At 70.1% G+C, this 14,323-nt stretch carries 8 protein-coding genes and 1 pseudogene; 3 read left to right on the top strand and 6 right to left on the bottom strand.

Annotation, left to right across the window (positions count from 1 at the left end):
• Positions 1-2: 2 nt before the first annotated feature.
• Positions 3-1,082 (top strand): 2Fe-2S iron-sulfur cluster-binding protein, encoded by a 1,080-nt coding sequence (locus tag OG963_RS31450; RefSeq protein ID WP_371799706.1) that lies wholly within the window; start codon positions 3-5, stop codon positions 1,080-1,082.
• A 69-nt stretch (positions 1,083-1,151) separates the two neighbouring features.
• Entirely contained in the window at positions 1,152-1,874 is a 723-nt protein-coding gene (locus OG963_RS31445) for a TetR/AcrR family transcriptional regulator (RefSeq protein WP_030926216.1), read from the top strand.
• A gap of 12 nt (positions 1,875-1,886) precedes the next feature.
• On the opposite strand, the gene OG963_RS31440 is transcribed toward OG963_RS31445, so the two are convergent.
• Positions 1,887-2,237: a 5-carboxymethyl-2-hydroxymuconate Delta-isomerase gene (locus OG963_RS31440; protein ID WP_093774781.1), complete on the bottom strand. Its 351-nt coding sequence runs from the start codon at positions 2,235-2,237 to the stop codon at positions 1,887-1,889.
• 58 nt (positions 2,238-2,295) lie between these two features.
• Here OG963_RS31440 and OG963_RS31435 point away from each other — a divergent pair, with 58 nt between their 5' ends.
• On the top strand, positions 2,296-2,418 hold the full coding sequence (locus OG963_RS31435) for a hypothetical protein (RefSeq protein ID WP_256328139.1): 123 nt from the start codon (positions 2,296-2,298) through the stop codon (positions 2,416-2,418).
• Positions 2,419-2,497: 79 nt separating this feature from the next.
• On the opposite strand, the pseudogene OG963_RS31430 reads toward OG963_RS31435, so the two are convergent.
• The 5 genes and pseudogenes from OG963_RS31430 to OG963_RS31410 all read right to left on the bottom strand — a co-directional run.
• Positions 2,498-3,493, bottom strand: a pseudogene (locus tag OG963_RS31430) (NB-ARC domain-containing protein); the annotation flags it as partial.
• Between the two features lie 264 nt (positions 3,494-3,757).
• Positions 3,758-9,070 (bottom strand): pullulanase-type alpha-1,6-glucosidase, encoded by a 5,313-nt coding sequence (gene pulA / locus OG963_RS31425; RefSeq protein WP_371799705.1) that lies wholly within the window; start codon positions 9,068-9,070, stop codon positions 3,758-3,760.
• 402 nt (positions 9,071-9,472) lie between these two features.
• A complete protein-coding gene (locus tag OG963_RS31420) occupies positions 9,473-11,179 on the bottom strand; it encodes a carbohydrate-binding module family 20 domain-containing protein (protein ID WP_319324826.1) in 1,707 nt (568 codons plus the stop codon).
• A 419-nt stretch (positions 11,180-11,598) separates the two neighbouring features.
• Positions 11,599-12,657 carry a LacI family DNA-binding transcriptional regulator gene (locus OG963_RS31415; protein ID WP_030926209.1) on the bottom strand — a complete coding sequence of 353 codons (1,059 nt, stop codon included), beginning with the start codon at positions 12,655-12,657 and terminating at the stop codon, positions 11,599-11,601.
• Positions 12,642-14,318, bottom strand: a complete 1,677-nt coding sequence (locus OG963_RS31410) for a glycoside hydrolase family 13 protein (protein WP_093774775.1) — start codon at positions 14,316-14,318, stop codon at positions 12,642-12,644. Before OG963_RS31410 ends, OG963_RS31415 begins: the two co-directional genes overlap by 16 nt.
• Positions 14,319-14,323: the final 5 nt, after the last annotated feature.

The following is a 14,323-nucleotide window of genomic DNA, read 5'->3' as shown; positions in this document are numbered from 1 at the left end:
CCATGGCCCTGCCCCGCCTGCGCACCGTCCTCCTCGTGACCGGCGCCGCGCTGCTCGCCAAGCGCGCCCTGCACCGCCGCATCGAGAAGTCCCCGCTGTGGCCGCTGCCGGCCCTGGAGGAACCGGTCTCGGGACACTCCGGCCGCCGCTCCACCACCACCCGCCGCCTGCTGATCACCGAGCGGACCACGCCCGCCGACGGCGTGGTCCAACTCCGCCTGGAGGGCCCGGACCTCCCCGCCTGGCAGCCCGGCGTCCACCTGGACCTGGTCCTCCCCTCGGGCCTGGTGCGTCAGTACTCGCTCTGTGGCGACCCGGCCGCGCCTGACACGTACACGGTCGCGACCCGCCTGGTCGAGGACGGCCGCGGCGGTTCGCGCGAAGTCCACGCCCAGCTGCACGAGGGCGTGGAGATCGAGATCCGCGGCCCCCGCAACCGCTTCCCGCTCGTCACCGGAGCCCCCGCGTACGTCTTCGTCGCGGGCGGCATCGGCATCACCCCGATCCTCCCGATGCTGCGGGCGGTTGCCGCCTCCGGTGCCGACTGGCGGTTGCTGTACGGAGGCCGTACACGCGCCTCGATGCCGTTCCTGGACGAGATCGAGAAGCTCGGCGCGGAAGGCAACCGCATCACGGTCGTACCGGAGGACGAATCCGGCCACCCGGACGCGGCGGCAGCCCTCACGGATCTGGCGCCCGGCACGACGGTCTACTGCTGCGGCCCGGAACCTCTGACGGAAGCGGTCACGGCCGCGCTTCCGGCGGACTGCGCCCTGCACCTGGAACGCTTCACGGCGGCTGCCACGTCACCGGCCGGCTCCGGTGCCTTCGAGGTGGAACTGCGCCGCACCGGCCGTACGGTCCGGGTCGCGGCCGGGCAGTCGGTCCTGGCCGCGGTCCGGGAAGAACTCCCGTATGTCTCGTACTCCTGCGAACAGGGCTTCTGCGGAACGTGCCAACAGCGCGTACTGGAGGGCGAGATAGACCACCGCGACGAACTCCTGACGGACACGGAACGCGACGACTCGATGCTGATCTGCGTGTCGCGGTGCCGGGGGGAACGCCTGGTGCTGGATCTGTAGGCAGGTATGGGCGCGGGCCGCCCGGACACCACCGAACCCACTTCTCGGCCCGGTCGGTACGCTGGTGGCATGACGACCGGGGTGCGGCGCAGGATGGGCGTCGATGAGCGCAGACAGCAGCTGATCGGTGTCGCGCTGGAGTTGTTCAGCCACCGTGCCCCCGACGAGGTGTCCATCGATGAGATCGCTGCGGCCGCCGGGATCTCCCGGCCGCTCGTCTACCACTACTTCCCGGGGAAGCAGAGCCTGTACGAGGCGGCGCTGCGGCGGGCGGCCGATGAGTTGGCGGTGCGGTTCCTCGAACCGCACGAAGGGCCCCTGGGGGCACGGCTGTTGCGGGTCATGGGGCGGTTCTTCGATTTCGTGGACGAGCACGGGCCCGGGTTCTCCGCGCTGATGCGGGGCGGGCCCGCGGTCGGGTCGTCGACGGCGAACGCGATGATCGACGGGGTGCGGCAGGCGGCGTACGAGCAGATACTCGCCCACCTGGGGGTGGAGCAGCCCTCGGCGCGGCTGGAGTTGGTCGTGCGGTCGTGGGTGTCGCTCGCCGAGTCGACGGCGTTGATCTGGCTGGACGGGCGGCGGATTCCCCGCGCGGAGCTGGAGATGCAGCTGGTGCACGACTTCGCGGCGCTGGCCGCGGTGAGTGCGGCCTACGACACGGAGATGGCGGGAATCGTGCTACGGGTCCTCGCTGAGGAGCCGGTCGACGGGCCCTTCGGAGATCTGCTGACGCGGCTCTCCGCCTTGTCGCCCGCCGTGCCGGCTGTGCCCTCGCAGCGGTTGTCCTGACGACCGTACGGGTCAGCGCTTGCGGTAGGACGGGTCCAGGTCGCGGGTCTCGGCCGAGGCGTGCACCGTGAGGCCGTCGGTGAGCTTGATGTGTGCGGTCAGCAGCTCCAGTACGGACTCGGTGAGCTGTGCCTTGATCTCGTCGGAGCGGCCGGGCAGCAGGCCGATCGAGATGTGCAGGATCGCGTCGCCGGTGACGGCGTCGGCCACGACGGACTCGTCGACGCGGCGGAAGCGGGTCTTGCAGGCGGCGATCTTCGTGGTGACCGTCTCGGCCACCAACGGGTGGAGGGCTTGTGCGAAGCCGCGGCGGTCGAAGGCGTCGTCGAGTTCGGCGGAGTAGTCGACGGTGATCTGCGGCATCTGAGGCTCCGGGGTGCGGTGAGGACCGTTGTCGGATCTCACCTTTACGGTGATCGACGTGACCGCACAAGGGCATTCACCGCTCACCCGGCAGGGATGCGAGGAGTCCCTCACCGGGTACGCCGGGGTGCGGGTGCTCGGCAAACGCGCCTGGTCGTTCCGGTGGGACCGACCGACATGACCCGGGGCCGTGCGGGCCCGGCGGGTCAGGGGCGGACAGGTCACGGCCCACGGTGAGGCGCGTCGCGGGGCGTCGAAGGTTCCTCACCGAGCTCGGCGAGCCACATCCGGCCGTACTCACGGATCGTGTCGAGCATCCGGTGCCGCCCGCCGTCCCGTTTGACGACGGACTTGGCGACCAGTCCTCTCAGCGCGGTGACCACACCGTCCTCGGTGAGCGGACCTTCGGCGCAGACCTCACGTGCGGCCGCTTCGTCGAAGTCGCCGCGCAGGACGGTCAGCCGGGCCCAGAGCAGCCGTTCCAGCGGGGTGCAGAGTTCGTGACTCCAGCCGATCGTGGTGCGCAGGGTGCGGTGGCGCGGCGGCCACAGCGAGGCGTCGGTGAGTACGTCGAAGCGGGAGCCGATCCGTGCGGCGACCTGCTCGACGGTGTGCCGGCCGATGCCTCCGGCGGCCAGTTCGATGGCGAGCGGAATGCCTTCGAGGCGGCGGCAGATCTCGGCGGCGGCCTCGGCCTCCCCCGGTGCGTCGAAGGTGACGTCGGGGTCCGCGGCCCGGGCCCGGTCCTGGAACAGGGTGAGTGCGTCGGCCACCCCTTCGACCGGCAGCGGTGCCACCTCGATGAGCCGCTCGCCCTTGATGTCGAGGGGCTGTCTGCTGGTGGCGAGCACGGTGAGACCGGGCGACGTGGTGAGGATCTCGCCGAGCAGGTGGCTGCACGAGGGGCGCAGATGTTCGCAGGAGTCGAGGACGAGCAACAGCTGTTTGTCCGTGAGCCATTCGCACAGGGCGTCGATGGGCGTGCGCAGGGTGTGGGCGGCGAGCCCGACGGCGTCGGACACGGTGGCGACGAGCGGCCCGTCGCCCTGGAGCGGGGAGAGATCCGCCCACCGGACCCCGTCGCGATGCGCGGGTGCGGCCTGCCGGGCGGCGCGGACCGCGAGTCTGGTCTTACCGACGCCACCGGCGCCGACGAGTGTGGTCAGCCGGCAGGCACCGAGCGTGTCTTCGAGCCGGGCGAGTTCCGCCGCGCGTCCGACGAAGCTCGTCGTCTCCTCGGGAATGTTTCCCACCATGGTCACCGTCACTGTCACTGTCCGGCACGCGGCACGATCGAAACCTGCTCCGCCGGTGGAGTGCCGGGGCGCCCTGCTCCTTCTGCCCGGACGGCCGGGGCGGGCTGAACCGGCCCGCCGGCCCGTACGGCGCGGGTGCACACCCATCGCCTGTGCGTACGGGACAGCGGGCCGTGACCGGTCCATGTGGTGGGAGGGGCGCGCCCGGGAGTGTGGGATGTGGCTCACTCCCCGGCGGCTGGCCTCAACGTAGTCCGGTCCAGGTCACCTCAGGGAGAACACGGCCACCGTGCGTCCCGGGACGGTGAAGCTTCCCGAACTCCTCTCGTACGAGGCCTTCTTGACAGTAGAATCCGCCCCCGCGGCCTGGACGGGGTGCAGGGCGTAGTCCTTCCCGGCCAGGTCCGCGATCTGCTGGTGCTCGGTGCCGGGGGTCGCGTTGAGGACGATCACCAGGTCTCCGAGCCGCATCGTGATCACACCGGGCGTCTCGTCCTTCCCGGAGAGCGGGAACGACAGGGCGGACTGCACCTGCTCCGTGGTGGAGAGGTCGAACTCCTTCTCCGTCGTGCGGATGGTGAGCAGGTCCTGGTACGCGGCGGAGGCGCCGTTGATCTGCGCGCAGCCGGGGCTGAGCGCGGCGGCGGTCAGCAACGGCTTGGCATAGGACCACTTGGACTCGTTGTCGGCTGCCGGGGGAAGTCCGCGGCCGAAGCCGTTGCCGTCACGGCAGTCCCAGTGCAGTGCGTTGAACCAGTCGCCGCTGTCGTACGAGTTGCGGTCCAGGGACTTGGAGCGCAGCAGGTCCGAGCCTGCCTGGGAGAGCGACGGGCCCTGCGAGAGAGCGGCGGTCGCCATCGCCAGGACCTGCATCCTGGCCCGGTCGGCGGCCGAGGTGCCCACCGGCAGCTTGAACGCGAGCGCGTCGTACAGCGACTCGTTGTCGTGGGCGTCGGCGTAGGAGAGGGCGTCGCCGGGGACCGCTGCGTACCCGGCGGGGGCCCCGTTGTAGTCGACACCCGAGCCCTTGACGGCTCGGCCCGAGGAGTCGGTGAAGGTGTAGTCGGCGAGGTTGCCGGTCAGGCCGACCTTGATCAGGTCCTGGTAGTGGAGCAACCGGGCCTTCTGTTCGGCGCGGGTGCCGTTGGCGGTCGAGGTGTTGGGGTCGGTGTAGAGGCCGCTGGCGAAGCCCTGGACGCCGGGGTCCTCATCGAACGGGCCGCCGCCGCGGACGGCGTCGCGGGCCCGGTCGGAGAAGGTGGCGACGCCGGTGCCGGCCATGTTCTTCTGGGTGGCCTGGACGAAACGGGCGTCGTCGGCGATCTCACCGAAGTTCCAGCCCTCCCCGTACAGGATGATCTTCTTCCCGTCGACGCCGTCCTTGGCGACGGTCAGCGCGTCGAGAGCCTTGCGGACGGCGAGGATGTTCGCCTTCGGGTGGTGGCCCATCAGGTCGAAGCGGAAGCCGTCGACCTTGTACTCCTTGGCCCAGGTGACGATCGAGTCCACGACGAGCTTGCCCATCATGGTGTTCTCGGGCGCGGTGTTGGCGCAGCAGGTGGAGGTGGCGACGGTGCCGTCGTCCAGGAGCCGCTGGTAGTACCCGGGCACGATCCGGTCGAGGACGGACTTGTCGTCCTGGCCGGAGGCGACGGTGTGGTTGTAGACGACGTCCATGACGGTCCGCAGTCCGGCGCCGTTCAGCCCCTGCACCATCTGCCGGAACTCGACGGTACGCCGGGTGCCGTTGGGGTCGGAGGCGTACGAGCCCTCGGGAACCGTGTAGTGCAGCGGGTCGTAGCCCCAGTTGAACCCGTCGTTCGCGGCGGCCTTCGCCACGCACGCCTGCTGCTCCTCGGAGTCGGCGGCGTACACGGACAGGTCGCAGGCCGGCTTCTGCTGGGCCGACTTCTTCTCGGGGATGGTGCCGATGTCGAAGGCGGGCAGCAGATGGACGTAGCTCGTGCCGGAGTCGGCGAGCTCCTTGAGGTGCTTCATCCCGTCCGAGCGGGTGTCGGTGAAGGCGAGGTACTCGCCCGGGTGCTCGGACGTGGGGTCCGCGATCGAGAAGTCGCGGATCTGCAGCTCCTGGATCTGGGCGTCCCGCAGCGGCACGGCGGCGGGCTTCTTCAGTCCGGTCCAGCCCTTCGGGGCGAGTGCCGGGGCGTCGAGGTCGACGACGAGGCTGCGGGCGGAGTCCGTGGTCAGGGCGGTGGAGTACGGGTCGGTGACCTTGTTGGTGACGATCTTCTGGACGGTGGGCGCCCACACCTTCACCACATAGCGGTACGGCTTGCCGGTCCACTGCGCGGTACCGGTGACGGACCAGACGCCGGTGCGGTCGTCGCGCCGCATCGCGATGTTCTTCCCGTCGAGTTCCAGGGCGACGGTCTGCGCGGTGGGAGCCCAGACGGAGAGGGTGGGACGGCCGTGGGCGAAGACCGGACCGAGCGCCGCGGTGCTCGCGCTCTTCCCGTACAGGTCGTCGAGCACACCCGCGCTCTGTACGCCGGTCGCGGCGAGCAGAGCGCCGTTGGCGGCGCGCTGGGTGGCGATCAGCTGGCCGCGCAGCGCCTCGCGGACCCTGTCCCGGTCACGCGGGTCGACCGTGAACGCCGGGTAGTCCTTGAGGTGCGGGTACTTCGCCTTCTGGGCGTCGGTGAGCGTGGACGGGGTGAGCCGCAGCCACCGGCCCTCGTCCGAGAGCGCCCCGTCGACGACGGAGATCCCGCCGTCCTTCGCGTAGACGAGCTGCTGGCTGGTGGCGTCGCCGGCCTTCACCTTCCACACGACGGTGTCGGAGTCGATCCACTGTGCCTCGGCCTTCGTGAGGTCGGGGGTGGGCGCACCGCCGGTCTGCGGCAGCAGGTAGCCGGGCTGTCCGGCGACCATCCATACCTCGTGGTCGTACGTGGCGATGTCGAGCGACTGGTCGCTGGGGAGGTCCTTCTCGTCGCCCTTGTGAAGGATGTAGCTGAGCGAGGTGGCGCCGTCGGTGAGCGGCACCTCGAAGGTGACGCCGTAGGCGTCCTTCTTCACCGGCTGGAGCGGCTTGGACCAGTCCGTGGGTTCCTTGGCGCCGGTCCAGGTGTGCAGTCCCCAGCCGTCGTAGTCGCCGTCGGCCCGGTGGTAGTGCAGGACGGCCTTCGTCGTGTCCTGGGCCGGATAGGCGCCCTCGGGGGCCTCGTCGGCCTGGCCGTCCTTGCCCTGCTCGATCCAGACCTGCCCGGTCCTCGCCAGGTCGACGGTGCGCTGCGGCCCGTCGGCGGTGCCGTCCTTCTCGACGGTGTACGGGACGGAGGACACGCCCTCGTCGAGCTTGATCCAGGCGAACGCACCGTAGGCGTCGCGTCCGGTGAACTCGGCGGACGTCTCGCCCGACTCGATGTGCCAGCCGTCGTAGTCGCCGTCCGCGCGCTTGTAGTGGACGACGGCGTAGTCGCGCTCGACGGCGACGGGCTTACCTTCCGCCGGGGCCTGTCCCGCAGTCGTCGAGGCGAGGGTGCTCGCGGTCCGTCCGGTGCGGTCGACGACAACGGCCTTGTAGCGAAGCGGCGTTCCCGCCGCCACCTTGTCGTCCACGTGCTGGGTGACCTTGTACGGGGCGTGGTCGGCGGAACCGAGGGTGACCCATGCTCCGTTGCCGGTCTGGGCAGCGAAGACGACCCGGTTGAGCGACCCTCCGTCGACGTCCGCGGAGATCTCCACCGTGCCGGTGGCTCCGGCGGCGGGTGCAGTCAGCGCGATCGAGGGCTTGGCGGCGGGGGCGCCCAGCGGATTCTCGGCGCGCAGCACGATGCTGGCCAGGGCGGGCACGGTGACGGTGATCTTCTTGTCCGAACCGCTGCGGACCGTACCGGAACCACCGTACAACGTACGGAAGTTCATGGCTGCCGACGCGGTGGGAAGCTCGACGGTCTTCGCAGCGGTGCCGTTGTTGGTGGCGACGACGTACTCGTTCGACCGCTCGGGATCCGTACGGGAGAAGGCGTAGACGGACCCTTCCGCGTACCGCTCGGTCTGGACGCCGTCGCGCAAGGCCGGGTTCTTCCTGGTCAGTTCGGAGAGCGCGGCGATGTTCCGGTACAGCGGGTGGCCGGTGTCGTACGCGTCGGAGGCGTGCGTACGGTCGGTGCCCAGCTGGTCGTCGTCGAGGTAGTCGGCGGTCTTCGAGGCGAACATGGTCTGGCGGGCGTCCTTGTCGCCACCCGCGCCGGTGAAGCCCTGCTCGTCGCCGTAGTAGACGACGGGGTTGCCGCGGCTGAGGAACATCACCTCGTTGGCGAGGCGGGCCCGGTCCACCAGCTCGGCGTCGTCGGCCTTCGGGTTGTCCTGCTTCAGGAACGCGCCGATGCGGCCCATGTCGTGGTTGCCGAGGAAGGTCACCTGCTCATAGGCGTTGGCCTTGTCGGTGGTGTACCGGTAGTCGTCGCCGAAGACGGCGGCGAGCTTCGTGGCGGGGGCTCCCTGCGAGGCGTACTGCCGGGCCGCCTCCTGGAACGGGAAGTCGAGCGTCGCGTCGAGCCGGCCCCGGGTGACGTACGGAGAGGTGAGTGCGGTGTCGGCGGAGTAGACCTCGCCGAACATGAAGAAGTCGTCGCGGCCGTGGCGGGCGGCGTAGGTGTCGAGGGCGGTCGCCCACTGGGTCCAGAAGTCCAGGTCGACGTGTTTGACCGTGTCGATCCGGAACCCGTCGATGTCGAAGTCGCGGACCCACTTCTCGTAGATCTTCTCCATGCCGGAGACGACCTCGGGACGCTCGGTCCACAGGTCGTCGAGGCCGGAGAAGTCGCCGTACGTGGTGGACTCGCCGGCATAGGTCGAGTCACCGCGGTTGTGGTACATCGTCGGGTCGTTGAGCCAGGCCGGGACCTTCTCCCCGGTGTTCTCAGGGGTGTACGGGAAGGACTCCGTGTCGACCTTCGCCAGGCCCTTGGTGTCGTCGAACGGGCGGCCGTCCCGGTCGAGATACGGGTAGGCACCCTTCGGCCTGTACCCGTACTTCTTCTCGGCGTAGTCGACGGTGTCCGCAGTGTGGTTCGTGATGACGTCGAAGAAGACCTTCATGCCCTTGCTGTGGGCCTTGTCGATCAGTTTCGACAGGTCGGCGTTGGTGCCGAAGTGCGGGTCGACCTGGGTGAAGTCGGTGATCCAGTAACCGTGGTAACCGGCCGACGCGTCCTTGCCGGTGCCCTGCACGGGGCGGTTCTTGAAGATCGGGGCGAGCCAGATGGCGGTGGTGCCGAGGCCCTTGATGTAGTCGAGCCTGTCCGTCAGGCCCTTGAGATCTCCGCCCTGGTAGAACCCCTTGTCCGTGGGGTCGTAGCCGGTCTCCAGCCGCGAACCGGTCAGCCCGCCGCGGTCGTTGGAGGAGTCGCCGTCGGCGAACCGGTCGGGCATGACGAAGTAGAACTGCTCGCGGGTCAGATCGTGCCGTGCGGGTTCGGCGGCGAGCCGCGCGTCCGACGGCGGGCCCGGGGGCCGCGGCGCGGCGGTGGTGGCTGCCGCCGGGACGACGGGTATGAGCGCCGCGCACAGAGCGGCGACGGCTCCCCGTCTGAGGGTGGTACGGGACACGGGTTCGGTCTCCTTGATCGGTCTTGCAGGGGTTCTCGGACTGGACGGACAAGTCGGGTGGGCCGGGGGCGGGGGTCCACCAGGGCGTCTCCTCGGACGCCGCAGACTCCCCCACACCGCAGGGAAGCCGTGCCCTTACTGCGTCGTCCTGCGGGGATCGCCCTGGCACACCCCCGCCCCGGGGCGCCCGGGGGCCCCGGTGCTGGACGCCCACCGATCGGCGGCGGCGCGTCGGGAGGGGACGTATCGGGGCGATCCCCGCAGAGTGACGCAGTAAGTGGTCGGTCCGCGCACGGTGTCGGGGAGTCTGCGGCACTCGAGGAGACGCCCCGATGCGGCACCGGCCCCCGGTTCAGCCCCCGGACCGGGACAACGTGGTCCGCCGCCCCGGTCCGGAGGACCTCAGCTTCGCCAGACGTCGCTCGTCAGCGACACCTTGCCCGACGACGGCACCGCCGCCGTGCGGTTGGCTCCGCTCTCCCAGGTGACGGCGCCGCTCGCGTCCTTGCGGATGTACTTGTACTCGAACGACGTCCCGGCGGGCATGCTCACGTCCAGCTTCCAGACCGGGTACGTGGCCGGGTCGAGCTTGAGCGCGCTGTCCGTGTTCCAGTTGCCGAGCGCGGACTGGTTGCCGACGACGTAGATGTTCTGGCCGAGCTGTGTGGTGGCGTTGACGCCGAAGGAGGCGCCGGAGGCCCCCGCACCGGGGTCCGTGGTGCCGCCGCCCGAGCAGGTACGGGCACCCACCTGCAGCGCGACGGCCGTGTTCGCGCCGAGCGTCGCGGTGAACTGTCCGGAGCCGTTGACGCTCACCCCGTTGCCGGACTGGATGTCGCAGTAGTCACCGGCGGGCAGCGACGTCTGGAACGTACGGGTGAGCGACGAGCCCTCGTGGTTGATGGCGACGTACGCCTTCGAGCCGCGGCCGAACGCGATCTGGTCGCCGCCGTTGTCCCACCAGTCGGTGACGGCCTCACCGCGCGCGGTGTTGCGGAAGCCGACCATGGAGGAGATCTGCGGCCAGGCGTGCTGGCACTTCCAGCCGTCGCTGTAACAGGCGTTCACCGTGCCGCCGTTGGGCGGTCCCGCGTCCTTGTCGGACCACTCGTAGCCGGAGTGGACGTCGGGCGAGCCGTACGGCCAGGCCAGCATGAAGACGTTGGCGAGGGTGTAGTTGGCGCCGTCCTTGTAGTTCAGGGTGTCGCCGCCGCGCTCGGTGTCGTGGTTGTCGACGAAGACCCCGGCCTTCGAGGACGACATGAAGCCCCAGCCCTCTCCGAAGTTCTTCAGTTCGGCGAGGTTCTCGTTGTTGAAGACCTGCTTGAGGCTGCGGGCGTACCGGAACTCCTGGACGTCCCCGGTGCCCGTGTACTCGTCGGGCGAGACGGCTTCGCCGGCCCCGTAGATCGCCTCCTGCTTCCAGTAGACGCCGGGGTCGGTCAGCCGTGACTTGATGTTGGCGAGGTCGCTCGCCGGCATGTGCTTGGCGGCGTCGATGCGGAAGCCGTCGACGCCGAGCGAGCGCAGGTCGTTGAGGTATCCGGCGATCTTGCCGCGGACGTAGTCCTCACCGGTGTCGAGGTCGGCGAGCCCGACGAGTTCGCAGTTCTGGACGTTGGCCCGGTCCTGGTAGTTGCTGATCTGTGCGGTGCAGTCGTCCATGTCGGACGAGGAGTACAGACCCGGGTAGTTGTACTTCGTGTACGAGGAGCCGCCGGTGCCGGTGCCCGAGCCGGCCGCCATGTGGTTGATGACGGAGTCGGCGACGACCTTCACGCCCGCGCTGTGGCAGGTGCTGACCATGGCGGCGAACGCGGCTCGGTCGCCCAGCCGTCCAGCGATCTTGTAGCTGACCGGCTGGTACGAGGTCCACCACTGGCTCCCCTGAATGTGTTCCTGGGGCGGTGAGACCTGGACGTAGCCGTAGCCTGCCGGGCCGAGGGTGTCCGTGCAGGCCTTGGCGACGGAGTCGAATTTCCACTCGAACATCACGGCGGTGACGTCCTTGGTGCCCGGTGCGGACGCCTGGGCGGGGGCGGCGGTGGGGACGAGGGCGGCGGCGCCGGCTATCAGGGCGAGCGCTGCAGACAGTGGTCTGCGTGCCATGTCTTTCCTCCTGCGGTGGGGGAAATGCGGGGATGACGGTGCAGCCTCACGTGGCAACGCGTCCTGCCCTCAAGGCTCCTGAAGGTTCTTGCTGCAAGAATGCAAAGCTTGCCGCGGAGCTGACCGTACGAGCCCACCCCATCCCGGTCAACCCCCTGGACATGACCCGCTCACATCCACGAAATCTTGCATTTTTCTTCCTGCAAGGACTTACGCAAGATATTGCGACACTGTTAAGTTCATCCCGACTCCGGCCCGGCCGGCCGGGGGCCCCGGCACCTCAGGGGCCCCACGCGCCCGGCCGGCCGGGCCGGTCACGGCAAGAGAGGCACCCGGAGTCGTTCACTCCCCGCCGGCCCTGTCCAGGGCCGACTCCTGGTGCCTCTCCTGTGCGTGCCGCCGTCTGCTCCGTCGGGCCCTCAGGCGGGACGGACCGCGGCGGTGGACCCCCGCACCACCAGCTCCGGCTGGAACACGTACTCCGTGCGCTGCACGGGGCTGCCACCGATCTCCTCCAGCAGCGCGCCGACCGCGGCCGCCGCCATCGCCTGTACGGGCTGCCGCACCGTCGTCAGCGGCGGATCGGTGAACGCGATGAGCTGCGAGTCGTCGAAGCCGACCACCGACACGTCGCGCGGCACGTCGAGCCCGCGGTCCCGGGCGGCACGCACCACGCCCAGGGCCATCAGGTCGCTGCCGCACACGATCCCCGTGCACCCCTGGTCGAGCAGCGCCCCGGCCGCCACCTGACCGCCCTCGACGCTGAACAACGTGGAGCAGACGAGGAGTTCCGCCTCGGATCGGGGCAGGCCCAGCAGCTTGACGGCTGCGTCGACGAAGCCGTCGCGTTTGCGCCGGGACGGCACATAGCGCTGCGGCCCGATGGCCAGGCCGACCTTGCGGTGGCCGAGTTCGGCGAGATGTCCGACGGCCATCCGCACGGCGGCGGAGTCGTCGGGCGAGACGAAGGGCGCGCTGATCCGCTCGTTGTAGCCGTTGATCAGGACGAACGGTACGCCGCGGTCGGTGAGCGCGGCGTACCGGGAAGGGTCGGCCGACAGATCGGCGTGCAGCCCGGAGAGGAAGACGATGCCGCCGACGCCGCGTTCGACGAGCTGCTCGACGAGCTCGTCCTCGGTGGCGCCGCCGGGCAGTTGGGTGCAGAGCACCGGGGTGTAGCCGTGCCCGGCCAGGACCTGCTCGACGGACTGCGCGAACGCCGGGAAGATCGGGTTGGTGAGCTCGGGGGTCACCAGTCCGATCAGCCCGGCGCTGCGCTGCCGCAGCCGTACAGGACGTTCGTAGCCCAGGATGTCGAGCGCCGCGAGCACCCGCTGACGCGTGGTGTCGGCGACGCCCGGCTTGCCGTTGAGGACCCGGCTGACGGTCGCCTCGCTGACCGAGGCCTGACCGGCGATGTCCGAGAGCCTCAGCGCACCGCCGGTCCTGGGCAGGGGGACGGTCACACCGTCCACCACACCGTGGTGTCCGCGGGCAGCTCGATCTCGGCGCCGTCGGTGACGACGGGGCTGCTGGACAGCAGCACCTGGCCGCGGACCGGGATGCGAACCGGCCGACCGGTCGTGTTGACGGTGCAGACGAAGCCGGGGCGGGCGAAGGCCAGCAGCCCTTCGGGGGCGTCCAGCCATTCCACGGCGGTCCCGGCGCCGAGCCCCGGGTGCACCCGGCGGGTGGCGAGCGCGGCCCGGTACAGCTCCAGTGTCGAGCCCGCCCTGCCGGTCTGGGCCTCGATGCTCAGCTCACCCCAGCTGTCGGGCTGGGGCAGCCAGCTGCCGCCGTCGCCGAAGCCGTAGGAGCTGCCGTCGCGGGTCCACGGGATCGGTACCCGGCAGCCGTCGCGGAAGCCGTCCTGCCCGTCGGCGCGGAAGAACGACGGGTCCTGGCGGGCCTCGTCGGGCAGGTCGGTGACGTCGGGCAGGCCGAGTTCCTCGCCCTGGTAGACGTACGCGGAGCCGGGCAGCGCCAGCATCAGCAGGCTGGCGGCGCGGGCCCGGCGCAGGCCCATCTCGCGGTCGCCCGCGGTGCGGATCTGGGTGCCGAGGCCGGGCGCGTTGGCGAACCGGGTGGCGTGCCGGGTGACGTCGTGGTTGGAGAGCACCCAGGTGGTGGGGGCGCCGACCGGGCGCATCGCGTCGAGCGAGACGTCGATGACCTTGCGCAGCTCGGCCGCGTCCCAGTCGGTGGACAGGTACTGGAAGTTGAACGCCTGGTGCATCTCGTCGTGGCGCACGTAGTTGGCGGTGCGCTCGACGGTCGGGGTCCAGGCCTCGGCGACGGCGATGCGGTCGCCGGGGTACTCGTCGAGGATGGTGCGCCAGGAGCGGTAGATCTCGTGCACCCCGTCCTGATCGAAGAACGGCATGACATCGTTTCCGAGCAGCTTGAGCTGGTCGTGGGCGCCGAGGTCGGGCAGGCCCTCGGCCTTGACCAGGCCGTGGGCGACATCGACGCGGAAGCCGTCGACGCCCATGTCGAGCCAGAACCGCAGGATCGAGCGGAACTCGTCGGCGACGGCCGGGTGTTCCCAGTTGAAGTCCGGCTGCTCGGGCGCGAACAGGTGGAGGTACCAGTCGCCGGGGGTGCCGTCCGGGTCGGTGGTCCGGGTCCAGGCGGGTCCGCCGAAGATGGACTCCCAGTCGTTGGGGGGCAGTTCGCCGTCCGTGCCCTTGCCCGGGCGGAAGTGGTAGCGCTCGCGCAGTGCGGAGCCGGGGCCCTCGGCGAGGGCACGCTTGAACCACTCGTGCTGGTCGGAGGAGTGGTTGGGCACCAGGTCGACAATGATCCGCAGGCCGAGGTCGTGGGCGTCCCGGATCAGTGCGTCGGCGTCCAGCAGCGTGCCGAACATCGGGTCGATGGCGCGGTAGTCGGAGACGTCGTAGCCCGCGTCGGCCTGCGGCGAGGCGTAGAACGGGCTGAGCCAGACCGCGTCGACGCCGAGGTTCTTGAGGTACGGAAGTCTGTCCCGTACGCCTGCGAGATCGCCCATGCCGTCGCCGTTGCCGTCGGCGAAGCTCCGCGGATAGACCTGGTAGATCACCGCGTCCTGCCACCAGCCGGTGCGGTGGCCCGGAGCAGCGTCGGACGTGCCGGTGGAGGGGGCAGCGAGGTGCTGGGTCATGTCGT

It is taken from the genome of Streptomyces sp. NBC_01707 (assembly GCF_041438805.1).
GTDB lineage: Bacteria > Actinomycetota > Actinomycetes > Streptomycetales > Streptomycetaceae > Streptomyces.
The sequence above is the reverse complement of the archived record's forward strand: the minus strand, read 5'-3'. Positions and strand labels throughout refer to the sequence as shown.